This window comes from Pseudoalteromonas sp. OF7H-1 (assembly GCF_022347825.1).
Classification (GTDB): Bacteria; Pseudomonadota; Gammaproteobacteria; order Enterobacterales; family Alteromonadaceae; genus Pseudoalteromonas; species Pseudoalteromonas maricaloris.
Genome location: NZ_JAKRFX010000005.1, coordinates 180681 through 204147, shown reverse-complemented (window position 1 = coordinate 204147; position 23467 = coordinate 180681). Strand labels below are relative to the sequence as shown.

Sequence of the window (23467 nt, the reverse complement as noted above, 5' to 3'; positions counted from 1 at the left end):
GGTTTTACATGCAGTACCAATCAAACTTTTATTCCACAGAGATTTTTAAGGCGGTGCAAAGCGCTGGTTTGTTTTCAGATAGTAAAGTTTTTGCAGATGCCATCGCAAAAATTCCGCTCGCAGAGATAGAAAACCAGTATGTGATGCAAAAGCCGACGGGAGAGGCGTTACTTAGATTTGTGCATGCGCATTTTGACTTTGTTGCCAACAAAGAATTAGATGCCTTACCAGACTTTACTAGTGCGCAGCAGTATATCAGTGCGCTGTGGTCGCGTTTATCTAGAAAGCCGAGCACCGTTGCTAAAGGCTCCTTGCTACCTTTACCCCATCCGTATGTTGTACCGGGCGGACGTTTTAACGAGATTTATTACTGGGATAGCTACTTTACGGCACTCGGGCTTTTGGATGCGAACAGAAGCGATCTCGTTGAGGGAATGTTAGATAACTTTGTGAGTCTTATTGATCGTATTGGACATGTACCTAACGGTAATCGAGATTATTACCAAAGTCGCTCCCAGCCACCTGTAACGGCATTAATGGTTGATTTACTGTGGCAGGAAAAATCTCATGATAAGCAGTGGCTGTCGCGAGTTACTCAGGCATTACTGAAAGAACATCAGTTTTGGCAGACCGGAGAGGATTTGAGTTGCACGGATAAAAAAGCGCAGTACCGAGTCGTCAACATGCCATGTGGGGGCACACTGAATCGCTATTGGGATCCGCTTGCAGCACCGCGCCCAGAGTCTTTTATTGAGGATATAGAATTAGCCGCAGCGGTTACGGACAGCGGAACCTTTTATCAGCACATTCGTGCGGCTTGTGAGTCGGGGTGGGACTTTAGTAGCCGTTGGTTAGCAAACGCTGACGATTTAGCGAGCATTCGTACAACAGACATTATCCCTGTGGATTTAAATGCACTACTAGTATTGCTTGAGTCGCAAATCGCACGTTGTTTTGAGAAATTAAACGAGCTAACGCAAGCGCAGTACTATGCCAATTTAGCGTCAAATCGCAGTGCACTGATACAGAAATATTGTTGGTGTGATAAAAAAGGCTGGTTTTTCGATGTGGATCTTAATGATTATGCGCGTACCTCCGTTGAATCTCTAGCGGGCGTTGTGCCTATGTTTGCTGAGCTGGTTACACCCGAGCAGGCAGAGCATATTGGCAAAAAACTCGAGGCAGAGTTTTTGCAGCAAGGTGGATTGGTTAGTACCTTAGTCACTACTTCACAGCAGTGGGACAGTCCTAATGGCTGGGCACCACTGCAGTGGTTTGCGGTGTCAGGTTTAAGGGCATATGGTCAAAATCAACTCGCGAATAAGATTATGCAAGCATGGCTTTATGCTGTTGAAACCGGCTTTGAGCAAATCGGCTGTTTGCTTGAGAAGTATAATGTGGTTGAACCGGATAAACAGGCAAGTGGCGGAGAATACGTGGTGCAACAGGGTTTTGGCTGGACTAACGGAGTAACCAGTCGTTTTTATCGGCTTTTAGTGCCTGAAGTTGATAGTCCTTCGGCGTGATATTAAAGGCTTGTTTAAACGCTCGACTGAATTGACTTGGATGCTTAAAGCCGAGTGCAAAACTAATTGCGGTGATCTGAATTCCTGCTTTTAGTTTTGCCTTTGCTTCAGTTAGTCTCCGTGCTTGGAGCCACTGCTGTGGCGTCGTCGCGAATGATTTTTTAAATTGATTGAAAAAGCGACTTCTACTCATGCAGCTAAGTTTACAAAGTTTCTCTACATCTAATGGCTCGTCTAAATGAGTCTCCAAATAATGCACCGCTTGATACAAACCATTATGATCTGGTGCTTGTTTTACTGCGCCTAACAGCAGATCTCGGCTTTGTTGCTGTAGTAGTCTTGCAATTAGTTCGTCCATTGCCAAATCGATAAAGTACCCCCGCTCAGCCTCATTCTCACTGAATAGATGGAGCAATCGCCCCAAGCAGTGCTGGGTTTGCCAGTTATGCTCGGTGTGAACCAGCTGCTTTTGATAATTAAAATCACTAGGAAGCGAAAGCGCTAACTTCTCGCTCACGGTATTAATTTTCTCTCGACTGATCTCGATTGCTAAACAGGTGGTGGGAGCGGATAAGCTGGCGTCGGGAAAGTCTATAAATACGGTTTGTTCTGGTGCCAATACGAAGCTTTGATGAGGTAAAAAGGGCTGGTGATAGTCACAACTGTCTACGTGCATCACTTTTTTACCAGTGATCATCGCACAAAACAACACTTCATTAGAGGCGAGTTTGACTCTATTGGTACTTTCGTATGTGTCATAGACGCTAAGCTCTACTTGATTGGCAGCAAAACTTATTTTGTTTTCAACTAAGCGTTCGACACGACTGCGATGTTTAGAGATCTGCAAACAATGCACTCCTTCTCGGTTATTTTTGGACTGTGCGTATACATTCCGAGACCCTAAGTTAAGTTTTTAAAGGTGAACTTGGCTAATGTCAAATATTAGTAAAAACAAAATTGGGACGAATGAAGCCCAAATAAATAACACAAGTTGCAGAGGTAAAAATGATATACGCAAATCCAAATACTGAAGGTGCAATCGTCAGCTTTAAGTCGCAATATCAAAACTTTATTGGTGGTGAGTGGACGCCACCCGTTGACGGCCAGTACTTCGACAATATTAGTCCTGTTAATGGCGAAGTATTTTGTCAGATCCCGCGTTCAAATGATGCAGACATTGAACTGGCACTTGACGCCGCCCATGCTGCAAAGGCGGCGTGGGGTAAAACTTCGGTCACTGAACGAAGCAATATATTACTCAAAATCGCAGACCGAATAGAAGCAAACCTTGAATACCTAGCGGTAGCCGAAACATGGGATAATGGTAAAGCTGTACGTGAAACGCTAGCCGCTGATGTTCCGCTCGCTGCTGATCATTTCCGCTATTTTGCAGGTTGTATTCGTGCTCAAGAAGGAGCCATTGGTGAAATTGATGAGTCAACCGTGGCCTATCATTTTCATGAACCTCTGGGCGTTGTGGGACAGATCATCCCATGGAACTTCCCATTACTTATGGCCGCTTGGAAACTGGCACCCGCTCTCGCTGCTGGAAACTGCGTAGTGCTAAAGCCTGCGGAGCAAACGCCTGCGTCTATTTTGTTGTTGATGGAACTTATCGCTGATTTATTACCAAATGGCGTGGTTAATATCGTAAACGGTTTTGGGAAAGAGGCGGGTGAAGCGCTTGCTACGAGTACGCGTATCGCGAAAATTGCGTTTACAGGTTCGACTCCAGTGGGTTCTCACATTCTAAAATGTGCGGCTGAAAATATCATTCCCTCAACGGTGGAGCTAGGGGGTAAGTCGCCTAATATCTACTTTAATGATGTGATGCAAGCTGACGATGATTACCTAAGTAAGTGTATTGAAGGCGCTGTGCTGGCCTACTTTAACCAAGGAGAAGTATGTACTTGCCCATCGCGATTGCTCGTGCAAGAAGATATATACGATGACTTTATAGCCAAAGTCATCGAACGCACTAAGGCGATTAAACGCGGCAATCCGCTTGATACAGAAACCATGGTTGGTGCACAAGCCTCACAAGCTCAATTTGATAAAATTCTTAGCTATATTGATATTGGCAAGAAGGAAGGGGCTGAAGTGTTAATCGGTGGTGAAGTCGCAGAGCTTGGCGAGGGTTATCATAAAGGCTTTTATATTCAACCCACGCTGTTAAAAGGGCATAACCAAATGCGGGTATTCCAAGAGGAAATATTTGGTCCGGTGATCTCTTTATGTACTTTTAAAGATGAAGCGGAGGCGTTGGAATTGGCGAATAGCTCTGAGTTTGGTTTAGGTGCTGGGGTGTGGACTAGAGATATGAATCGTGCATATCAATTTGGTCGCCAAATCGAAGCGGGTCGCGTGTGGACTAACTGTTATCATATGTATCCTGCACACGCGGCATTTGGTGGTTATAAAAAATCAGGTATTGGCAGAGAAACTCACAAAAAGGCGCTGGATCATTACCAACAAACCAAGAACCTCTTGGTGAGCTATAGCACCAGTCCTTTAGGCTTTTTCTAATTTAATTATTATAGAAGTATTGAGTACTGACCATTGTGGCAGTACTCAATCAGCCATCCGGTTAAGAAACGACTTTTAATGGCGTCGCTTGTTTATTAGCAAATGCTATCCTATATTCGAGTCCTTTGCCGGGCTCGCTGACGGTGTGTACATCTCCATCTAGCCCTTGAGTCACCAAGTTATAGATAATATAAGCGCCAAGTCCCATACCGCCACTTCCTCTTTTGGTGGTGTAAAATGGCTCGAATAACTTACTTAATTCAAGCTCCGACATACCTTTACCATTGTCTTTATAAATAAGCTCAATGTGTTCATCATGTTTAAAGAATTCAATGGTGATCTCACCTTGTTCTGACTCTTTAAAGCCATGTGCAATGGAATTTGCGACTAAATTCGAAATGATCTGAAAAATAACACCGGGATAGGTCGTGGCGATAAGGCCGGGATCGCAATGAAACTTGATTTTATGGTCATGCTTTTTAATCTCTGGACTGAGCGCCGCGATGATCTCTTGAACATAATCATGAACATTAAAGGCCCTCACTTGCTCGCAAGATTGATCGACAGCGACTTGCTTAAAGCTATTAATTAAATTCGCGGTGCGTTGGAGGTTTTTTAATAGCAGTTTGCAAGCGCCAGTTGAATCTGAAATAAAGTCCTCCAATACTCCGGTAGAGAGCACTTTGGTTTGGTACTTCATAGTGAGGTCGTCTAAGTGCTGCTGTAGATAAGTGGTGGAAGTGATGCCAATCCCGATGGGGGTGTTGATTTCGTGTGCAACACCCGCAACCAAATCGCCAAGCGATGCCATTTTCTCTCGTTCAAGTAATTGCGTATGAGTACGGTTGAGATAGGCGACGGTTTCTTCTAGCTTTTGATTGGTCTCGACTAGTGAGCGAGTGCGCTCACTCACTAACTCTTCTAACTGCTCTTTATGTTGTTTTAACTCTTGTAAGATTTGCATTCCTTCAACTAGTAAAAACCCTAAAGCGACGATATAGGCCATTAACCTTAAAATATGCCAGCCCCACCAAGCGGTATCCCACAACTTGGATTGCTCGAACATAATAGCGGCTGCGCCAAATAGGAAACAATGTAAGCAAAAGAGCAAATCGCTCACATTATGAGAGTCGCGATATACAAGGAGAATTTTAACTGCGGCGACAAAAAACATAGTACCGCCAATGACGTTGAGTGCCATCGCTGTACCAGTAAAGTGACCTTGCTCAACCATATGTGGTAAATCCGTAGGGTAAGCTAGGCTCATGGTGCCGATGATGATAGCGGCTGTGCATGCGCTGATCAGCCAATAGCGATTTTTAAACCAAGTAAATCGGTTGTGAGCAAGAAGGGTGATAAAAGTGAGACCACCAAAGAAAGTCGCGATACTGTGAAGCCAAACGAAGGTTTGGCCAACATTTACGGCGGCATGGAATCCATCTAAGATCCCCATTACCAGCAGCGCCGTGGCGATTTCGATATTAAAACTTGTCCCGGTGTTGTACTTTTCAAAAAATAACAACGCTAATGCAATGAAAAGGGCGACAGCGGAGCCGAAGGTTTCAACTACTGCATGCGCTTCTATCAGCGGCCAAGTTATATTATTAAGAAGCGTATTGCTCAGTAAAAGGGATGCGCCGTGGATAGTTAAGCTAACACCTATGATTATCCAGATCACAATGTGGGTGTTTTTATTTATATTCATGGAGGCTATTCCTTCGATTCACCTCCTTAAATCTAGTACATTTATTATGTAGATAAAGCATGCTGAGCATTTTTATCAGCTGGTATCAAGGTGCCAGCTGATACATTTCCAATGTTACTCGTTTCCAGAAGTGGTGAGCTTGTCAGCCAAACTTGTTAAGTCAGGTAGCACGTAATCTGGTGCTTCTGCTAGAGGGTAGAGCTGCTTTTGTGGTCTTGCAATAAATGCTGTGTGCATGCCCGCGGCTTTAGCGCCGGCAACATCCCAGCCGTGAGCCGCTACCATTAGCGCTTGATCTGGACGAATATTTAATTGCTGTAACGCCCATTCATAGGCTCTAAGGTCGGGCTTATACACTTTAATGTCTTCAATACTCAAGCGTTGATCAAAATAGGTGATTAGACCGGCATTTTCAAACTGCGCTTTAACCCCCGCATTCGATGAATTGGTTAAACTCACGAGTTTAAAGCCTGCTTGTTTGAGGCGTTTTAGCGCTGGAATGACGTCTTCATGCGGGGGCAAAGAGAGCAGGGCGGGCACGATTGCTTGTTTAGCTTGTGAGTCAGTTATCGTTAGGCCTTTGTTCTTTGCAACCATTTGTAGCGCGGCAACGCCTATCTTGCCAAAATCTTGATAATCACCACTTACTGTAGTCACTAACGAGTGATGTAGCATAGTGGAAAACCAAAGGGGTAATAGGGACTCATCGCCCCCCAAAACTTGGCTAACCGGTTTATTCATTGACTCTAAATCAAGTAAGGTCTCATTGACATCGAAGAATATAACTTCCGGGCGTTCAACCTTTGAGTTCGCTTGGCTAATATTCGGCATTAGGCCTCCTAACATAACGTATAGACTAATTAAGATGCGTTTCATTGATAATTCCAATTTAGTTGCGGTGAGAAGCAGTATATTTATTTGATAAATTTAAACAAAGCGCGCATATTCGAAAGCAAGATTCGAAAAAATTAAATCGACATGTATTCAATCGCTGAACTCGAAACATTCTTAGCTATTATTAAACATCAAGGAGTGGTTAATGCTGCGAAGCAATTGAGACTCTCACCCGCGACAGTTAGTCATCGTCTTAATAAGTTAGAGCAACATTTAGGTACGACTTTGCTGTTTAGAGATAGTCGTACGCTAACATTGTCCCCAGCCGGAAGTACTTTTAGAGAGAGGGTGGAGCATATATTAGAGGCGCTTTATGATGCTGAGCACGAAATAGGTGCAAGGGGATCAGCGGTGAGCGGGTTACTTCGTGTTACTATGCCGCCTTGGGTGTTTTCACAATTTGTGATGCCAAACCTAAGTCAATTTGAGCAAGCGCACCCGCAATTAGCACTCGATTTCCTGATCAACGACCAGTTTGTAAACATAGTTGAAGGTGCTCAAGATGTAGCGATACGCGTTGGGCAACTCGCTGATTCTGGGTTGTTGGCGAGAAAACTATGCGATAACCACCGGATATTATGTGCAGCGCCGAGCTATATTGACCGCTATGGCATGCCTGATAATATCAGCGAATTACAAAACCACTTTTTTGTATGCTTACCTTGGCAACGAGAATTTAAGTTAAAAGAACCAAACGGTAGAATTGTACACTTTAACGCAAAAACTCGTTTTACGATTTCAAACTCAGACAACATGACTTCAGCCGCCTTGGCTGGGCATGGCATTGCAGTTAAATCTCACATCGCCATCAGAGATAACTTAAAAAGAGGTGAGTTAGTACCTATAATTCCAGGTTGTCTCGAAAGTGACGACGCACCTATTTGGTTTGTCAGGCCTCAGCACTCGCTGAAGACACGCAAGGCAGAGGCATTCTATGAGTTTATGAAGGCATTATTCGAAAATAAGGGCTAATACTTTAGTCTGCTTGTACTTTTAAACTAATAACTCTAAACTCCGTATTAAAATTAGAAACTAGCCAGCGTGATGATCGTAAAATCAAACTGGTAACACTGATAGCAAACGGAGCTGCTATGTTCAAATTCATTTCTTGGATTTTTTCTATCACCGCATTTTCACTTACTCTATTCTTTATCGTGCAAGGTAGTTATATGCTTTGTTTAGTCATGCTACTAGCTGGATTGATTGCATTGCCAAAACATGAAAAAGAATTGCAACCACTTGGTATGAGATTACATGCTAAGCATTTTTCTCGGGAGTCTCGTTCACTTAGCTCAAAAGAGGTAATGAACTTTTTATTAGCATGCTCATTGGCTGGTGCTAGCCTTGCGTACCAATGGTATGTGGTAACAATATAGACTTTACTGAACTTAATATCTTGAGTGTTTATATACAGCCATGATCCGAGTTTCTCTTAATGGGATACTCGGATATTTTTCACTGCTACTCCCGAGATAGGGTTAGCCTCATATCACAAATAGTATAAAACATACTGGATGTTTAAAATCCGCTCACTAGCTGTTAGATTGGTTTTAACTACCACAGCATGGAAGAGCAATTGGATGTCACTGCCGTTAAAATCCTCATCAATACGTGTTCAAGAGTTCCTAGCCAGTCGTGGGCATAACTTCACCGTTACAGAGCTTGCAGACTCTACTCGTACTGCGAAAGATGCTGCAAATGCGATTGGTTGCACTGAGTCTCAAATCGCCAAATCTCTGATATTTAAAGATAGCAATACAGAAAAAGCGGTCTTGATAATTGCTTCTGGTAGCAACCAAGTGTCCGTGAAAAAAGTGGAAGCTGCAATTAATGTAAAGCTCGAAAAAGCGAATGCAAACTTTGTGCGGGAAAAAACCGGGTTTGCCATTGGCGGTGTGCCTCCTGTGGCACACACTGATTCCGTGTTGACGATAATTGATAAAGATTTAAAGCGATACGATCGTATTTGGGCTGCTGCAGGCACGCCCAATTCGGTCTTTGAGTTAAAAGCGCATGATCTAGATACGCTTACAGGTGGCACTTGGTTAGATATTGCGAAGTAACCCTCAGTTCGTAATCTACTTTGTGTCTATGTGATCTATCTATCAGTCAACTTGGGGTGGTCATTAAAGTTCTCAACCAATAAAGTGCTTTCTAGATGAGAACAGCCCGACAGTCATTCAAAATAATCGTATTAATACCGCTCTCAAGGTAGTTGAATTTAAAAAAGTAAAGACACAGAGATACATGATAAACTTACCGCCAATAATTCAGTAGTATGACTATTAAGATAATCGAGCTACTAGTCAAAAGTGTGACCAAACGTGTGACCTTTTGATATTTGTGATTTGTATTTTAATCATAACTTTATGATATTTAGGGTTTAAGTGATTTATGTGTGAGCTTTTGGGGATGTCGGCGAACGTACCGACGGATATTTGTTTTAGCTTTTCTGGTTTGTTGGAGCGTGGTGGCAATACGGGTCCTCACAAAGATGGCTGGGGTATCACCTTTTACGAGGGAAAAGGATGTAGAACATTTAAAGATCCTGAGCCGAGCTGTCAGTCTGAAATTGCTAAACTGGTCAAAGCATATCCGATTAAAAGCGTGTCTGTAATAAGTCATATTCGACAGGGAAATAGGGGGCGAACTTGTCTTGAAAATACCCACCCGTTCACTCGTGAATTATGGGGGCGGGAGATCACTTACGCTCACAATGGTCAGCTTTCGGACTATAAAGATTTAAAAACTGATTTCTATCGACCTGTTGGGAATACAGACAGTGAACTTGCCTTTTGTTGGATTTTGGACAAAGTAAGAGAAAAATACCCAAGCCGCCCGTCAAACATGGTCTCAGTTTTCAGGTATATCGCAAAGCTAGCGCACACATTGAGAGACAAAGGGGTATTCAACATGTTGATAACCGATGGCATTTATGTGTTGGCGTATTGCACCAATAACCTACATTGGATAACCCGTAGAGCCCCATTTGGTAAGGCTACCTTAATTGATGCGGATATGGTGGTGGATTTTCAAAAAGAAACCACACCAGATGATGTTGTTACTGTTATTGCAACTCGACCGCTGACCAACGATGAACAGTGGCAGAAACTTGAGCCCGGTGAGTTTGCTTTATTCAAATTAGGTGAGAAGGTGTAGTTCTGAGTTTTTGTAAGCAAAGGCGGCTTAGTTGAGCCGCCTTGATGAATTAACGATGTTGCTATCAACTCTCTGATTTGGGTTGGTAGGTTTTAAGCTCTATCTGAAATTGCTCCATACCATCTTTACCTTTGTACATTTTCACCAGCATATGATCATAACTTGGTGCAAACCAAGCAATGGCTTGACGATCGCTATCATCATAAACGCGTTTAACTTTAATGGTTTTGACGTTGCCAAAAGGCAGAGTGATCATTTCCTCGCCGGCCACCTCAAAATCATAGCTTCGCTGGTCGCCTTTTTTGTCTATGATTGGGTAGCTAAACCTGGTCTTTCCCGCCTTTAAATCTTCTCGCAGCTGTACTTGATAACTAATTAAATCTTGTTGATTCTCAAGCCATTTCACTTTCAGAGGATACTTTTCTTCACTGGAGGTGATTGCTTGGTTTTGGTGATCAAACTTAATTTTGTAGCTTTTATCTGGGCCAGTCCCTTCACGAGTCATACTGTAATGTAGTGGGCTGACGGTATTTTCAGCGACTTTAAACAATGATTCTTCAGTTCTTACGTCTGAAAAAATCATCCATTCGATATCGCTTTTGTAACGTACAGCGTATGTTGCATCCGCTATTTTTGTGAGGTCTCGCGTGGCACTACCATGAACCTTACCTTTGCGTGAAACTTGGTATTCGGCGTGATATTCAGTGAGTGAGTTCGCAAATGTCGAAGTGGAAAGTAGAGCGCTAATACCAATTAGCACAGCGCTCCATTTTTTATTTTTCTGGGTACGGCGCACCTTGAACTGGTAAGGTTTTGTTATCAAAAACAGCATAGTCTGCTTCCATTGTTAGTCTTTGTTCACTGAACCATTTGACCACCAAAGGATAAAGAATGTGTTCTTGCTTATGCACACGTTGCGCCAGTGACTCTGCCGTATCATCTGGAAGAACAGCGACCTTGGCCTGACAGACCACAGGACCACCATCTAACTCCTCTGTGACAAAGTGAACGCTAGCACCATGTTCTGCATCGTTTGCATCGATTGCTCTTTGGTGGGTGTTCAGCCCTTGATACTTAGGCAACAAAGAAGGATGAATGTTCAACATTTTTCCTCTAAATTTTTGCACCAAGTTTGGAGTTAGAATACGCATAAATCCAGCTAATACAACCAAATCTGGTGTAAAGCTATCAATTAGTTGACCAAGCGCAACGTCATACTCTTCACGAGAAGCATATTGTTTATGGTCTAAAACAGATGTTGCTATACCAGCCTCTTGCGCTCTGGTTAGGCCGTATGCGTCCGCTTTATTACTAATAACGGCAGCAATTTCACCTTGAATATAGCCAGCTTTGCAAGCATCAATGATTGCTTGCAAATTTGAACCACTACCAGAAATCAGAACAACAAGGCGAGTGGGTGCCATTACTCGGCACCACCTAAGATCTCAACTTGCTCTTCACCAGCCTGAGCGTCTTGAATTTCACCAATGTGCCAAGCGTTCTCGCCTTGTGCTTTCAGGATGTCAAGGCTTTGCTCAAGCTTGTCAGCAGGAACAACTAAGATCATGCCAACACCACAGTTGAATGTGCGGTACATCTCGTGAGTTGCAATGTTACCGTTCTCTTGTAACCAGTTGAAGATTGCAGGCCATTGCCAACTATCACCTTTGATCACCGCTTTTGCAGATTCAGGTAGCACGCGAGGGATGTTTTCCCAGAAGCCACCGCCAGTGATGTGAGAAAGTGCGTGAACATCAACTTCTTTTAATAGCGCTAAGATTTGCTTCACGTAGATACGCGTTGGCTCTAGCAGGTGCTCGCCTAGAGTTTTGCCTTCGAACTCTGCGTTAGTATCTGCGCCAGATACTTCTAGTACTTTACGGATTAGAGAGTAGCCGTTTGAGTGCGGACCGCTTGAACCCAACGCAATCAGCTGATCGCCAGCCGCAACTTTAGTTCCATCTATGATTTTAGACTTTTCTACCACGCCAGTACAAAAGCCAGCCATATCGTAGTCATCGCCTTCGTACATGCCTGGCATTTCAGCCGTTTCACCACCGATAAGCGCACAACCAGATAGTTCACAGCCTTTACCAATACCAGATACTACGTCCGCCGCAACATCAACGTCTAACTTGCCTGTAGCATAGTAGTCCAAGAAAAATAGGGGTTCAGCGCCTTGGACAATAAGATCGTTAACACACATAGCAACTAGGTCAATACCTACTGTGTCGTGCTTTTTCAAATCGATAGCTAAGCGTAGCTTAGTACCAACACCGTCAGTGCCAGCAACCAAAACAGGCTCTTTATATCCAGTTGGAAGTTCGCATAGTGCACCAAAACCACCAATGCCACCCATTACTTCTGGGCGACGAGTTTTTTTCACTACGCCTTTAATTCTTTCGACCAATGCGTTGCCCGCATCGATGTCAACGCCAGCGTCTTTATAACTAAGAGACTGTTTTTGTTCGCTCACAGGTTTTCCTCAAAAGTTGCTAGATAGATTTGCTTAGAAACGCCGACATTTTACAACAATTGCATCTAGGCGGCTAGCGACTTTGCGAGAAACCCTAAGAATGTGGTCAAAGGTCCTCGATTTCGTATCTCGAACAGTATAAAGAAACGACAAAAACTTTGATTGTTTATAACTGAATGTGATTTGCGTTAGATCAATATTCAAGGAAGGTAGCAGCGTACTATGAATACAGACCCAATCAGACAGTAACTTCAAAAAATGTATTCGAAATCACTGTCACTAACGGCGCATTGATTGGGTCTACCCAAAACTCAAATGCATTTTCAGCCTTAACCTGAGGTTTGAACCTAAACTCAGATTACCTAGCTAATTATGGGAATAAAACGATGAATATTGAACGCCACAGCCTAGCTAAAGAACTCCCAGAATTTAAAGATAAAATTCACGACTTGAAACTGTCTGATGGACATTTCTCAAAGTTATTTAAAGATTACCATGAAGTAGACAATGAAGTTATTCGAATTGAAGACGGTGTAGAGCACTCAAGTGATGAGTATCTTGAATCACTGAAGAAAAAGAGGCTGTGGTTAAAAGATCAACTTTACCGAATTCTAAAAAGTGCAGATTAACTGTTAATCAAGGCCAACCGGCCGATGTGAGCGGGCTGCCAAGTCCGCTGCTATATTCTCCACCAATTGTTGAATAATTTAGCCTGTCCCGAGCAAGGGCAGATTTATAATCTATACTCTAACCATTGTATTCCATCCACGACGATTCCTTTGATTGCACTTATATTAGTATTAGCTGGCAGCTTTATCATGGGATTAGCTTTTTCTCCGGCCTTTAAGATATGTCGATTAACCTCTTCGGTCGGGTGGCGAGTGTTGTTAATTCTTATGGCTCTGTTTGAACTCGGATACTTGAGCTTTGCCTACTTCCTGTACGATCACAATAGCGCTAGTTTTATTGAGCAAGGCTTAAGTTTAATCCTGTTTCTTGGCTCCATTTTTGTTTTTGTGGTGAATTGTCTAAGTCTAACTAGCCTGCAAGAATTAAATGAAATTGCAACGCAGGCCAAATATAACGCTGAACATGATTTTTTAACGGATTTGGAGAATCGTCAGCGCTGCATTGATGCCATTAATGAACGTAAACATCAGCAGCTCGACTTTAGTGTTATCTTGGTTGATTTGAATAATTTTAAACAGATCAATGATGCAAAAGGGCACTTCTTTGGTGATAAGTTGCTGGTGGAACTTGCCCACAAGATGCGCGCAGCATTGCTTCCTCGTAGCAAGTTATATCGCATGGGCGGCGATGAATTTATCATCTTGATGGACGTGACAGACGTAAATTGTATTTACTCTCAAAATAATGCACTGCTGAGCGAATTAAAGTCAGGTATAGAAATTGAAGAGTTGCAGCTGGACGTGACGTATAGTGCAGGAGCAAGCTTATGGACTAAATCGCGCCAACTTGATGTGTTTGACCTTTTGAAGCAAGCCGATATTGCCATGTATTCGGCCAAACATAGCCGTCAAAGCATCGTCATCTTCGATGAAGAGCTCCATGAGGGAATTGAGGCTGAATTCCAACTGTTGGCTAACCTCAAAGTTGCGCTCGCTCGAGGTGAACTGACGCTCTATTATCAACCGATAGTGTGTTCTCAAAGCGGTGATATTCATGGAGTAGAAGCGCTATTAAGGTGGCCTCAGTCCGATGGCACAATGATAATGCCAGATCAGTTTATTGAGTTAGCGGAGCGCAATAATTTGATCAGGCAATTGAGTGCGTTTGTGATTAACCGTGTATTCCAAGACCTCGCAATATTGATTGAAATAGATGACAAGTTGGTTGTGCATATCAATCTTTCCTGCCAAGATTTTGCTGAACAGAATCTAATTAATACCCTTGCCATGCTACTGGATACTCATCGAGTAGACCCAACTCATATAGTATTTGAGCTTACAGAAAGCACCGTAATGGAAGAAGTGGAAAAAGCGAGAAGCTTAATTGAAACATTAATAGACATGGGATTTGCAGTGAGTATTGATGATTTTGGGACTGGTTTTTCTTCATTTTCTATTCTAAAAGAGTTACCAATTTCGCAGATTAAAATAGATGGTTCGTTTGTAAGGCTAAGTCATGAAAGTGAAAAAGATCAAGCCATAGTAGAAACCAGTATGTTTTTAGCGCGTAAATTGAATTGCAGTATTGTTGCCGAGGGTGTTGAAAGCGATGCCTGTTTGCAATATTTGTATAGCTTAGACTGTCCTTATATTCAGGGCTTTCAGATATGTGAACCACTCTCGCTAAGCGAATGCGTAAAGTGGATTAATTCCCAGAACATGGTGAGAGGGGCGATGAAAAGGTTAGACGGTTGAGGTCAATACCCTCCCTCTGCAAAAAGCTTGATACCCAGATATACGAATAAATTGCAGTCGACTAGAAAGTTAACATGGGTTTAGGTGGGATAAAGCCGTACATTTGTTCAAACCCTGGGATTTCAGTTTCCCATATTGGGGTCTCTTCACCAATATATGCCCGGAATGCGTCTAAAAAGAGTCTTGTTCTAACAGGCAAGTCGCGGTGGGGGTAGAGCGCATACATCGCAGCAAAATCGACCAGCTTTGTATTAGTTAAAATCGGTTGTAATTTGCCTTCAGTAATTTCTTTGCCGACTAAAAAGGCTGGTGCAACAATATAACAAGTACCGGATAGGACACTTTCCATTAATGTATCTCCGTCGTTGGTTCTGAAGATACTCTTCACAGGCATTTGTTGTTCGATACCTTGCTCGTCTTGATAGGTGATACTGGTAAACCTTAATGCATCACTGGCGTAGGTTGCTGCAGGTAATTCGCTGAGCTCCTCGAGCGAGTTTGGCGTGCCATGGGTTTTTAAGAACGTTGGGCTTGCTAATATGAGCAATCGATTGCGCGCAATTCTGCGGGCGATAAGCGATGAATCTTTTGGCTCGCCGACACGAAAAGCTAAATCAAAACCTTCACCCACTAAGTCCACGAGCCTATCTTCAAGCCTAAGCTCAACTTCAACATGAGGAAAACGTTTTTGGAAGTCATTGATAACAGGTTGTACATAGCGTCGACCTACCACAGTAGAGCTGGCGATTTTAAGCAATCCTTTAGGCTCGGTGTGATAATTCTGTGCGATACGCTGAGTATCGTTTAGTAGCAGCCTTAGCTCTTCTGCTTTTTTTACCATCTCGGAACCTGCAGAGGTGAGCGAGAAGGAACGAGTTGTACGATTCATTAATCTTACACCGAGTTCTTCTTCCAGCTTGGTCATCTGCTTAGAAATGACAGAGCGATCGATATTTCTCAGTTGTGCGGCACTGGCAAAGGAACCACGTTCCACAACGTCTAAAAAGATTAATAATCTGCTGCTAATATCCATAATGCGAGAAAGTTCACTAAGACTGATGCCATTGTGACACTAAACAATTGGAATTGCGAGGGGCATATTTACACTAATAAAGTTGTGGCAAAATGCTAACAATGGTTTAATGAATTTAGTCTCACTACTTTATTTTTAACATAACGCAAAGGCATATGATGAAAGCAGTCCGATTCAATCACACAAATGGACTTACCTTCGAGCAGGGAGAAATTAACTTACCTGAGGCAACCGATGATCAAGTCTTGGTCAAAGTTGAATACGTTGGTTTAAGCTTTATCGATACCAAAGTGGCTAATTGCCCCTGTGATGAGACACCAAACAGAGTGTTTGGTGTGGATGCCGTGGGGGTCGTGGAAAAAGCATGTAAAACGGGGTTTCCTGAACCGGGTACGCGGGTTTTTTGGCACGGTGACATTCGAGAGCAAGGCACGATGAGCGAGTTTGCTTTGGTGCCAAGTCACGCGCTTACTGTATTGCCAAAAAATGTTGATGGAAAGTTGGCTGCCGCTTCAATTGCACCGGCAATGTGTGCATTAATAGGGCTATTCAAGCTGCAATTAAATGCAGGGGATACGGTCTTAATCGAGTCGGCTCATCACCCTGTTGGTCAAATGGCAATACAATTTGCGAAACAGCTGGGGCTTGGGGTAGCGGCACGTTCCGAGCTCAAACATAAAAAGCTGCTTGAAAAGCTCGGTGCGGATCTCGTGTATACCCAGCCTGACTTCACCGGCCTAGCCGATGCCCTACAGCTTCATTTTGGTGCAACAGAGGTGCAAGGCGCACTAGATTTAACAGGTACACATACCCAACAATTGATTTCTCATTTGACATTTTGTGGCCGAGTAAGCTGCCTAGCTGGGTTGCCAGCCATTGAACAGCATATATTAATGAAGAAAGCGCCGAACATAGGAATTGTTTCTTTATGTGGTAGTTGGCTCTCTAATAGCGTTTGTGCGCAGCAAAGAATGGCATTTATTGGAAACGCTCTTGCAGAAAAGCTTGAAAAAAATGAAATTACTTTGCAGCAACTTGAATCAATTTCACCGCAGCATGATGCGATAATTGAAACGCTGAAAAAGCTAGAAAGTAACGATAACATCACGTTTTTTGCGGCAGATATGAAACTGTAGTCCCCATCTGCAACGATAATTTATCCCCTTCACGCAACAATACTGAGTTTGGCTTCATTCGCTAGGCTCAGCTTCCAAATAAATTGATACAATTTCTGACATTTTTCATCGTTTGAACACCGTATACTTCCCTGCAGGCCTCGCCATGAAGGGAATACGCCTTTCCTTTACGACTTCATAAAGAGTCATTGTCATCGTAAGGCGAAATTTTACATTGCGTTAATTGATGTCGGAGGGGCATCAATTTGGTGCGAATTGATATGTTTATTTGCACTCGTCAAATTGGATAGACTAGTGTCATCAGTTTAATAAGGATTAAACAATGAAAAAGTTACTTGTTATTTTCAGTTTTCTCATCTTCTCAGGTGTCGCGTTTGCGAATGACACACCTTATGAATTAATTAACCAAGTTGGCGATAAGCTATTTGCTGATATAAAAACGGTTAATCAAGATGGTAAGGCAACTGAAACTCAGATGAAGGGCATAGTACGTAGTCGCTTGATGCCACACATCGATGTGAAGTTTGTATCTTTTAAATTGCTTGGTAAACATATTAAAGGGTTAAAAAGAGACGAAGCCATCGAGTTTATTGGTGCGGTTGATAACTATCTTGTATCTACCTACGCTAATGCACTTTTACAGTACAAAGGCCAAGACGTATTGTTTGAAGAGTTACCGGTTTCTGATGGTGCTGATTTTGCGACGGTTAAGGTGGTAATAAGAGAGCAATCAAAACCAGATATAGACATGCATTTTAAGTTTCGTCAAAGCAAAGATGGAGACTGGAAAGTGTATGACATGGTTGCTGAAGGTATTTCTTTATTGAGTGCTAAACAAAAAGAGATCACGATGAGAATTTCAGAAGTAGGTTTAGCTCAGGTTACGGCTGAATTGAAGAGTAAAGCATAAATCAAATTACTTCCCCCGACTTTGAAGTAACCAAAAGAGCACATCATGATTGATATGCTCTTTTTTTTGGTTCTGAAATCAGACGACTTGGTTCATTAGTGGTTTTTCCAGTCTTGCTGCGTCGAGGTTTTCACAGGTTATTGTTGCAATTTGTTTTAGTGCTTCTTTGGTAAAGAAGCCTTGATGTCCTGTAACTAGTACGTTGGGGAAGCTAACTAAACGCGAGAAAACATCGTCTTGAATTATTTCTTCACTGTGGTTTTTAAAAAATAGCTCTGACTCTTGCTCATACACGTCTAAGCCAAGGTAACCGAGGCGTTTAGACTTGAGCGCGGCGATACAGGCTTTGCTATCTAACAGCGCGCCTCTACTGGTGTTAATAAGCATCACACCCGCTTTCATTTTGGCAAACGCAGCATCATCAATAATATGATGAGTATATTCATTAAGCGGACAGTGCAAGCTAATAATATCCGATTGTGCTAGTAAGATATCTAGAGAGACCAAAGTATAGGGGCCTTCTCCAATGTTTGGGTCATAAACCAGCACATTGGCACCAAAGCCGTTTAAGATACTGACTAAGGCTTGGCCAATTTTGCCACAGCCGATGATACCGACCGTTTTATTATAAATATTAAAACCAAGTAAGCCGTTGAGATCAAAATTATCTTCACGAACTCGATTGTAGGCCTTATGTGTCTTACGGCTGAGCGTTAGCATCAACGCGATACAATGCTCTGCAACTGCTTCTGGGCTGTAGGCTGGAACACGGACAACCTTTATGTCACGCTGTTTTGCCCGTTGAATATCAACGTTATTGAAACCTGCGCAGCGTAGGGCGATGGTTTTAACGCCATAGTCAGCCAGTTTATCAATCACTTGCGCATTTACAGTGTCATTTACAAATACACAAACCGCGTCATATTGCTGGCACAGCGAAACCGTTTTTTCATTGAGTGACTCACTAATAAAACTTATTTCAAGTTCAGAGTAGGAATTTACGGCTTGCTCAAAAAACGGCACTTCATAGTTTTGCGAACTGAATAGGGCGATTCTCATGATTAATGTGGCTCTCTATCACTGACTTAAGCGTTTCTGGTTTTGTTCTTGGGGCATATCGAGATACTAGCATGCCTTCAGAGTTTATTAGAAACTTGGTAAAATTCCATTTAATTGCGCGGTTTTGCGCGATACCACGGGTATGAGATTTTAAATAGCTAAATAATGGGTGTGCATCAGGTCCGTTGACTTGTGTTTTAGTACAGATCTTAAAGCTTAAATTGAAATGTGTATTGTAAAACTCTTTAAGCATTTCATCTTCAAGTGGCTCATTGCGACCGAACTGGTTACAAGGAAAGGCCAACACCTCAAATCCAAAAGGTTTGTATTTGCTGTATAGCTTTTCAAGTGCAGACAGTTGCGGAGCAAAGCTACATTTGCTCGCAATGTTAACGATCAATAGCGGTCTTCCCGCCAGAGACTGTAATGGCAAAACTTGGCCATCAATAAGTTGTGCACTAAAACGATAAATATTCTCCATCCTTTCAGGCTCCGTGTGATTTATTCATGTTATTCGGTATCAAAGCGGTTTTTTCATTTGCTATGACAGAGGTGCTCGGGTATAAAAACTCCATTCTTATTAAGATAACAACGAAATAGGACAGAAATATGTCAGTGAAAGTCGCATTTATAGGATTAGGTGTCATGGGGTATCCAATGGCTGGGCATTTGCAAAAAGCGGGTTACCAAGTCACAGTATACAATCGTACTACCAGCAAAGCCGAAAAATGGGCCGCTGAGTATGCTGGCAACTTTGCAGTTACACCTAAAGACGCAGCGACTGACTGTGATTTTGTATTTATGTGTGTTGGCAATGATGACGATTTACGCTCAGTCGTATATGGCGAAAGTGGTGTCTTATCGGGAGTAAAGCCGGGAGCTGTGATAGTTGACCATACTACAACATCTGCAAAAGTTGCCCGTGAGATAGCGCAAGAAGCCAAGAAATTACAAGTTGAATTCTTAGATGCCCCGGTATCAGGAGGTCAGGCTGGTGCAGAAAATGGCGTGTTGACGGTGATGGTTGGAGGAGACGAAAATACGTTTGAAAAAGCACAACCAGTCATGGCCGCGTTTGCTCGCTTTAGCCAATTAATTGGAGAAGTGGGTGCAGGGCAGCTTTGTAAAATGGTCAATCAGATTTGTATCGCGGGTGTGGTACAGGGGCTCGCAGAAGGCTTGCACTTTGCTAAAAAAGCGGGTCTTGATGGTGAAAAAGTGATTGAAACGATTGCTAAGGGAGCTGCTGGCTCTTGGCAAATGGAAAATCGTTATAAAACCATGTTAGCAGGCGAATATGACTTTGGTTTTGCAGTCGATTGGATGAGAAAAGATTTAGGCATCGCACTAGACGAATCAAGAAGTAACGGCGCTAATTTGGCGCTTACAGCTTTAGTAGATCAATATTATGCGGATGTTCAAGCGCTTGGCGGCAACCGTTTTGATACTTCAAGTCTACTGGCTAGGCTTGACGCTATCCACGACAAAAACAAATAGCCCTTTCGTTTCTAATCTAAGTAACTTAAGGTCGCATTAGTCGTTATGGCTGCGCTACATTGGTGATAAATTGCTGATGTAGTGCACTGAGATTTGTCAGTATTGCGTCTTTACCTTTGATATCGCTACGTTTCAGCACTGCATCAATCACATCAACGGACTGCAACGTGACAAGTTTTGATGCCGTTAGCTGGTGGCTAATATGCCAAGGCTCCGCAGCAACTCCCCCTCGATAGCAATCATAAGGCCGATAGAAACCAAAAGTTGCTAAATGCGCATCAAGCCACAGCGAAAATTCGTGCTGATGTCCATCTTGCTGGTATTCCCATGGTTCTAGTTGTAGTGACTGTCCTGTCGGTACAAGGTTTTTGGCGAACACATCCAGATCAGTACCCAAATGGTGGCGGCTAGCACTAGGTAGGGCGGAGAACAACATAATTGCTTTTACTTTGTCGATGTCTGAGAGATTACTCAGTTCTATCTCTCGGTTAGAGATATCAAAAACAGGACGGTGCATCGCAAACTTGCTATTCCAAATCGCTTTTTGCCTTTCAAACCCTCGATATGCGGATGCCATGTAAAACTCAAAACCGGCCTTTTTTGCAGCTTGTGAGAGGGCGTTGAGATCAGAAACGATTGCGCTATGCACATGACGACCATGGTAAAAAACCAGATGTGATTCATTAACGCCACAAGCGCTGCATTCAGCGCTTGTAAGCATATAGCGGCTAGGCAAGTAACTTCTCCAAGATCTTTTCATAGACTAAGGCTAATTGATCTAAGTCTTTGCAACTCACGCATTCATCGACTTGATGGATTGTGGCATTAATTGGACCAAGCTCAATTACTTTACATCCCGTTTGGGCAATAAATCGGCCATCCGATGTGCCACCTGAAGTTTCCGGTGTGGCTTGCCTTCCCGTCACTTCTTTGATGGCTGCAATCGTCACATCAAGCAATGGACCTGGCTCTGTTAAAAACGGTAAGCCATTCAGTATCCAATTCAGCTCATAATCAAGTTGATGCTTGTCTAAAATTGCAATAACACGTTGTTTGAGCTCATCGGCTGTAACTTCGGTGCTAAAGCGAAAGTTAAACTGTACTTGCAAAGAGCCTGGTATCACATTGCCAGCCCCTGTTCCGCCATTAATATTGGAAACTTGAAAGCTTGTTGCGGGGAAAAATGCATTCCCTTGATCCCACTCGGTCTGACTGAGTTCAGCAATCGCCGCTGCAGACAAGTGGATGGGGTTTTTCGCGAGATGAGGGTAAGCTACGTGACCTTGTTTTCCAATCACTTTTAGGTGTCCGGTGAGTGAACCGCGACGACCATTTTTTACGACGTCGCCGAGCTCATGGCGTGATGAAGGTTCACCGACTAAGCACATATCAATTTTTTCGTTTCGGGCTTCTAATAAATCTACAACTCGAGTTGTGCCGTTCACGAAAGGGCCTTCCTCATCAGAGGTTATCAGAAAAGACAATGACCCTTTGTGGTTGGGGTGTTTTTCGATAAACCTTTCCGTTGCCACGACCATAGCTGCAAGTGAGCCTTTCATGTCAGCAGCTCCGCGGCCATGTAACATGTCATTTTCAATCACTGCAGCAAATGGCGGGTGCTGCCATTGACTCTCGTCACCAACCGGTACTACATCTGTGTGTCCAGCAAAGCAAAAATGTGGTCCGCTGTCGCCTTTTCGTGCCCAGGTGTTGAGCGTATCAACAAAGAAGTGTTCTTCGATGGTAAAGCCAAGCTTTGCCAAACGTTCATTCATTAATTGTTGGCAACCAGCATCATCAGGTGTAACAGAAGCCCTTTGGATCAGAGCTTGAGCGAGCTTAACTACTTCGCTCATTAGGCAAAAATCTCATCATACTGTGCAGCTTTAAAACCCAAGTGATATTGACCTTGGTACTGCAAAATAGGGCGTTTTATCATGGCTGGTGCCGCCAAAAGGTGTTGCTTAGCTGACTGCGCATCGAGATTTTGTTTTTGTTCTTCGCTAAGCGCTCGGTATGTGGTCCCGCGTTTGTTTAACACGTTTTCCCAGCCAAGTTGGTCAATAAAAGCAGTGAGTAGAGCTTCGTCTAATCCATCTTTGCGATAGTCGTGAAAGGTGAATTCGATATTGTTGTCTTGGAGATATTTTTTGGCTTTTTTAATGGTATCGCAGTTGCTGATCCCATACATGGTGATTGTCATAAAGCACACGCCCTTGCAATTGTGATTATCGGCTCTTTGGCCGCAGATACTTGTTTTAAAGGATAATAACACGCACCAAGCTTTTGTGCATTGAGTAGCACAATGGCGGCCATGGTTTTTGCTTCACTGAGTGGAATATCAAAAAAGCATAGCGGCTCTCCAAGCTTTATCGTGGTTTTGCCAAAGCTGTTTGCTTTGAGATATTCGGGTTTGGCAAACTCATTGCCGATTTCTAAGCTCAGTAACATTTTTAAGCCGTTATTGGCGTGTAAAATGTATTCGCAGTTATTTTTTCTGATCTGGATTAGTTTTCCGTTACAAGGAGATAGCAACAAAGGCACACGCATTTGTACGCAAACGCCTATTCCTAACATACCAGACGCAATCGCCGCGTTTGGATGCGTACTTAGCGGTAAGACTTTGCCGGAAAAAGGGCTTGGAATGTGCGCAATCGGGTTTGCGATTTGGGATATTGGCCGATATTGGATTGGTGGTGAGAGTTCAATCAAAGTAATAAATATCCATCTTTTTTGAGCGCTTGCATCGCTTGCTGGATTTGGCTTTCTTTTACAAGAATGTAATCGGTATCGTATGTTGATAAGGTAAAAATAGAGACGTTGGACTTTGCTAGCACACCAGAAATATTAGCCATAATCCCCGTCAGCGAAAACCCCAGCGGGCCCACGACTTCCAATGCTCTCCAATGACTTTCAGCCGCGAGGCTACTGACTACGATATCTGACGCGCAAACGATAGAGAGTTCATCCTCAGTTTTGGCAATAAAAAAGATTTCACTGTTTAACACTGCTTGTGGAACAGCGTCATCGCAATCCAAGCTATGTATCGTAAATTCTTGTTTGAGCAATTGCAGCGTTTGCTTTGACATTACCAACCCTTGTTTTTGGAAAAATACCAATTGGTATAATTCATAGTATAGCGAAGTCAATTTAAAGACCAGA

General features: G+C 43.0%; 25 protein-coding genes. 11 read left to right on the top strand and 14 right to left on the bottom strand.

Features of this window, described 5'->3' with window-relative positions; translation table 11 throughout:
* The first annotated feature begins 8 nt into the window (after positions 1 to 8).
* On the top strand, positions 9 to 1526 hold the full coding sequence (locus MHN30_RS08725) for a trehalase family glycosidase (RefSeq protein WP_239359254.1): 1518 nt from the start codon (positions 9 to 11) through the stop codon (positions 1524 to 1526).
* On the opposite strand, the gene MHN30_RS08720 is transcribed toward MHN30_RS08725, so the two are convergent.
* On the bottom strand, positions 1462 to 2373 hold the full coding sequence (locus MHN30_RS08720; RefSeq protein WP_039497388.1) for an AraC family transcriptional regulator: 912 nt from the start codon (positions 2371 to 2373) through the stop codon (positions 1462 to 1464). The two genes, MHN30_RS08725 and MHN30_RS08720, sit on opposite strands and share 65 nt — an antisense overlap.
* 158 nt (positions 2374 to 2531) lie before the next feature.
* Here MHN30_RS08720 and MHN30_RS08715 point away from each other — a divergent pair, with 158 nt between their 5' ends.
* Positions 2532 to 4052 (top strand): aldehyde dehydrogenase family protein, encoded by a 1521-nt coding sequence (locus MHN30_RS08715; protein WP_239359252.1) that lies wholly within the window; start codon positions 2532 to 2534, stop codon positions 4050 to 4052.
* A 61-nt stretch (positions 4053 to 4113) separates the two neighbouring features.
* Here the strand turns inward: MHN30_RS08715 and MHN30_RS08710 are convergent, their stop codons facing one another.
* Together MHN30_RS08710 and MHN30_RS08705 are read right to left on the bottom strand one after the other, a co-directional pair.
* Positions 4114 to 5757, bottom strand: coding sequence for a HAMP domain-containing sensor histidine kinase (locus MHN30_RS08710; RefSeq protein WP_239359250.1), 1644 nt, complete (start codon positions 5755 to 5757; stop codon positions 4114 to 4116).
* A 114-nt stretch (positions 5758 to 5871) separates the two neighbouring features.
* Positions 5872 to 6588: a haloacid dehalogenase type II gene (locus MHN30_RS08705; protein ID WP_239359298.1), complete on the bottom strand. Its 717-nt coding sequence runs from the start codon at positions 6586 to 6588 to the stop codon at positions 5872 to 5874.
* A gap of 147 nt (positions 6589 to 6735) precedes the next feature.
* Between MHN30_RS08705 and MHN30_RS08700 the strand changes: the two genes are divergently transcribed.
* From MHN30_RS08700 to MHN30_RS08685, 4 genes are all read left to right on the top strand, one after another.
* On the top strand, positions 6736 to 7623 hold the full coding sequence (locus MHN30_RS08700) for a LysR family transcriptional regulator (RefSeq protein WP_130164294.1): 888 nt from the start codon (positions 6736 to 6738) through the stop codon (positions 7621 to 7623).
* Positions 7624 to 7742: 119 nt separating this feature from the next.
* Positions 7743 to 8027, top strand: coding sequence for a hypothetical protein (locus MHN30_RS08695; protein WP_130164293.1), 285 nt, complete (start codon positions 7743 to 7745; stop codon positions 8025 to 8027).
* 204 nt (positions 8028 to 8231) lie between these two features.
* Complete coding sequence (locus MHN30_RS08690; RefSeq protein WP_239359248.1) at positions 8232 to 8714, top strand: YbaK/EbsC family protein; 483 nt, start codon at positions 8232 to 8234, stop codon at positions 8712 to 8714.
* Positions 8715 to 9045: 331 nt separating this feature from the next.
* Positions 9046 to 9810 carry a class II glutamine amidotransferase gene (locus MHN30_RS08685; RefSeq protein WP_010605063.1) on the top strand — a complete coding sequence of 255 codons (765 nt, stop codon included), beginning with the start codon at positions 9046 to 9048 and terminating at the stop codon, positions 9808 to 9810.
* A gap of 64 nt (positions 9811 to 9874) precedes the next feature.
* Here the strand turns inward: MHN30_RS08685 and MHN30_RS08680 are convergent, their stop codons facing one another.
* Genes MHN30_RS08680 through purM form a run of 3 tightly spaced genes read right to left on the bottom strand, consistent with a single transcriptional unit; the run spans position 9875 to position 12286 of the window.
* Positions 9875 to 10570, bottom strand: coding sequence for a DUF3108 domain-containing protein (locus MHN30_RS08680; RefSeq protein WP_239359246.1), 696 nt, complete (start codon positions 10568 to 10570; stop codon positions 9875 to 9877).
* 13 nt (positions 10571 to 10583) lie between these two features.
* Positions 10584 to 11234 (bottom strand): phosphoribosylglycinamide formyltransferase, encoded by a 651-nt coding sequence (purN, locus tag MHN30_RS08675; protein ID WP_010605061.1) that lies wholly within the window; start codon positions 11232 to 11234, stop codon positions 10584 to 10586.
* Complete coding sequence (gene purM, locus MHN30_RS08670) at positions 11234 to 12286, bottom strand: phosphoribosylformylglycinamidine cyclo-ligase (protein ID WP_039497406.1); 1053 nt, start codon at positions 12284 to 12286, stop codon at positions 11234 to 11236. The genes purN and purM overlap by 1 nt, the downstream gene beginning before the upstream one ends.
* 386 nt (positions 12287 to 12672) lie before the next feature.
* Here purM and MHN30_RS08665 point away from each other — a divergent pair, with 386 nt between their 5' ends.
* Together MHN30_RS08665 and MHN30_RS08660 are read left to right on the top strand one after the other, a co-directional pair.
* Positions 12673 to 12915 (top strand): DUF465 domain-containing protein, encoded by a 243-nt coding sequence (locus tag MHN30_RS08665; RefSeq protein ID WP_039497408.1) that lies wholly within the window; start codon positions 12673 to 12675, stop codon positions 12913 to 12915.
* A 252-nt stretch (positions 12916 to 13167) separates the two neighbouring features.
* Positions 13168 to 14670, top strand: coding sequence for a bifunctional diguanylate cyclase/phosphodiesterase (locus tag MHN30_RS08660; RefSeq protein WP_239359244.1), 1503 nt, complete (start codon positions 13168 to 13170; stop codon positions 14668 to 14670).
* 61 nt (positions 14671 to 14731) lie between these two features.
* On the opposite strand, the gene MHN30_RS08655 is transcribed toward MHN30_RS08660, so the two are convergent.
* Entirely contained in the window at positions 14732 to 15703 is a 972-nt protein-coding gene (locus MHN30_RS08655) for a LysR substrate-binding domain-containing protein (protein WP_010605058.1), read from the bottom strand.
* 155 nt (positions 15704 to 15858) lie between these two features.
* On the opposite strand from MHN30_RS08655, the gene MHN30_RS08650 reads away from it, so the two are divergent.
* Together MHN30_RS08650 and MHN30_RS08645 are read left to right on the top strand one after the other, a co-directional pair.
* Positions 15859 to 16839 carry a zinc-binding dehydrogenase gene (locus tag MHN30_RS08650; RefSeq protein ID WP_226898914.1) on the top strand — a complete coding sequence of 327 codons (981 nt, stop codon included), beginning with the start codon at positions 15859 to 15861 and terminating at the stop codon, positions 16837 to 16839.
* A 322-nt stretch (positions 16840 to 17161) separates the two neighbouring features.
* The gene (locus tag MHN30_RS08645) at positions 17162 to 17749 is read left to right on the top strand and encodes an ABC transporter substrate-binding protein (RefSeq protein WP_010373895.1); all 588 of its coding nucleotides are present in this window, start codon (positions 17162 to 17164) and stop codon (positions 17747 to 17749) included.
* A gap of 78 nt (positions 17750 to 17827) precedes the next feature.
* Here MHN30_RS08645 and MHN30_RS08640 read toward each other — a convergent pair whose 3' ends face one another.
* Positions 17828 to 18808, bottom strand: coding sequence for a 2-hydroxyacid dehydrogenase (locus MHN30_RS08640; RefSeq protein WP_239359242.1), 981 nt, complete (start codon positions 18806 to 18808; stop codon positions 17828 to 17830).
* Positions 18774 to 19289: a glutathione peroxidase gene (locus MHN30_RS08635; protein WP_010373899.1), complete on the bottom strand. Its 516-nt coding sequence runs from the start codon at positions 19287 to 19289 to the stop codon at positions 18774 to 18776. The genes MHN30_RS08640 and MHN30_RS08635 overlap by 35 nt, the downstream gene beginning before the upstream one ends.
* A 128-nt stretch (positions 19290 to 19417) precedes the next feature.
* On the opposite strand from MHN30_RS08635, the gene MHN30_RS08630 reads away from it, so the two are divergent.
* The gene (locus MHN30_RS08630; protein WP_239359240.1) at positions 19418 to 20305 is read left to right on the top strand and encodes an NAD(P)-dependent oxidoreductase; all 888 of its coding nucleotides are present in this window, start codon (positions 19418 to 19420) and stop codon (positions 20303 to 20305) included.
* A gap of 43 nt (positions 20306 to 20348) precedes the next feature.
* Here MHN30_RS08630 and MHN30_RS08625 read toward each other — a convergent pair whose 3' ends face one another.
* Genes MHN30_RS08625 through MHN30_RS08605 form a run of 5 tightly spaced genes read right to left on the bottom strand, consistent with a single transcriptional unit; the run spans position 20349 to position 23394 of the window.
* Positions 20349 to 21041, bottom strand: coding sequence for a M15 family metallopeptidase (locus MHN30_RS08625; RefSeq protein WP_130164346.1), 693 nt, complete (start codon positions 21039 to 21041; stop codon positions 20349 to 20351).
* Positions 21034 to 22161, bottom strand: coding sequence for a succinyl-diaminopimelate desuccinylase (gene dapE / locus MHN30_RS08620; protein ID WP_239359238.1), 1128 nt, complete (start codon positions 22159 to 22161; stop codon positions 21034 to 21036). The genes MHN30_RS08625 and dapE overlap by 8 nt, the downstream gene beginning before the upstream one ends.
* Positions 22161 to 22508 carry an ArsC family reductase gene (locus MHN30_RS08615; protein ID WP_039497426.1) on the bottom strand — a complete coding sequence of 116 codons (348 nt, stop codon included), beginning with the start codon at positions 22506 to 22508 and terminating at the stop codon, positions 22161 to 22163. Before MHN30_RS08615 ends, dapE begins: the two co-directional genes overlap by 1 nt.
* Complete coding sequence (locus MHN30_RS08610; protein ID WP_039497428.1) at positions 22505 to 23017, bottom strand: PTS glucose transporter subunit IIA; 513 nt, start codon at positions 23015 to 23017, stop codon at positions 22505 to 22507. The genes MHN30_RS08615 and MHN30_RS08610 overlap by 4 nt, the downstream gene beginning before the upstream one ends.
* Positions 23014 to 23394, bottom strand: coding sequence for an ACT domain-containing protein (locus MHN30_RS08605; protein ID WP_039497430.1), 381 nt, complete (start codon positions 23392 to 23394; stop codon positions 23014 to 23016). Before MHN30_RS08605 ends, MHN30_RS08610 begins: the two co-directional genes overlap by 4 nt.
* Between the last annotated feature and the right edge of the window lie 73 nt (positions 23395 to 23467).

Coding starts and splice junctions, on each gene's coding strand:
- MHN30_RS08725 (WP_239359254.1), top strand. CDS start 9: ATGCAGTACCAATCAAACTTTTATTCCACAGAGATTTTTAAGGCGGTG.
- MHN30_RS08710 (WP_239359250.1), bottom strand. CDS start 5,757: ATGAATATAAATAAAAACACCCACATTGTGATCTGGATAATCATAGGT.
- MHN30_RS08690 (WP_239359248.1), top strand. CDS start 8,232: ATGTCACTGCCGTTAAAATCCTCATCAATACGTGTTCAAGAGTTCCTA.
- MHN30_RS08635 (WP_010373899.1), bottom strand. CDS start 19,289: ATGGAGAATATTTATCGTTTTAGTGCACAACTTATTGATGGCCAAGTT.
- MHN30_RS08640 (WP_239359242.1), bottom strand. CDS start 18,808: ATGAGAATCGCCCTATTCAGTTCGCAAAACTATGAAGTGCCGTTTTTT.
- MHN30_RS08715 (WP_239359252.1), top strand. CDS start 2,532: ATGATATACGCAAATCCAAATACTGAAGGTGCAATCGTCAGCTTTAAG.
- MHN30_RS08655 (WP_010605058.1), bottom strand. CDS start 15,703: ATGGATATTAGCAGCAGATTATTAATCTTTTTAGACGTTGTGGAACGT.
- purN (WP_010605061.1), bottom strand. CDS start 11,234: ATGGCACCCACTCGCCTTGTTGTTCTGATTTCTGGTAGTGGTTCAAAT.
- MHN30_RS08695 (WP_130164293.1), top strand. CDS start 7,743: ATGTTCAAATTCATTTCTTGGATTTTTTCTATCACCGCATTTTCACTT.
- MHN30_RS08630 (WP_239359240.1), top strand. CDS start 19,418: ATGTCAGTGAAAGTCGCATTTATAGGATTAGGTGTCATGGGGTATCCA.
- MHN30_RS08685 (WP_010605063.1), top strand. CDS start 9,046: ATGTGTGAGCTTTTGGGGATGTCGGCGAACGTACCGACGGATATTTGT.
- MHN30_RS08705 (WP_239359298.1), bottom strand. CDS start 6,588: ATGCCGAATATTAGCCAAGCGAACTCAAAGGTTGAACGCCCGGAAGTT.
- MHN30_RS08605 (WP_039497430.1), bottom strand. CDS start 23,394: ATGTCAAAGCAAACGCTGCAATTGCTCAAACAAGAATTTACGATACAT.
- dapE (WP_239359238.1), bottom strand. CDS start 22,161: ATGAGCGAAGTAGTTAAGCTCGCTCAAGCTCTGATCCAAAGGGCTTCT.
- MHN30_RS08645 (WP_010373895.1), top strand. CDS start 17,162: ATGAAAAAGTTACTTGTTATTTTCAGTTTTCTCATCTTCTCAGGTGTC.
- MHN30_RS08615 (WP_039497426.1), bottom strand. CDS start 22,508: ATGACAATCACCATGTATGGGATCAGCAACTGCGATACCATTAAAAAA.
- MHN30_RS08650 (WP_226898914.1), top strand. CDS start 15,859: ATGATGAAAGCAGTCCGATTCAATCACACAAATGGACTTACCTTCGAG.
- MHN30_RS08665 (WP_039497408.1), top strand. CDS start 12,673: ATGAATATTGAACGCCACAGCCTAGCTAAAGAACTCCCAGAATTTAAA.
- MHN30_RS08700 (WP_130164294.1), top strand. CDS start 6,736: ATGTATTCAATCGCTGAACTCGAAACATTCTTAGCTATTATTAAACAT.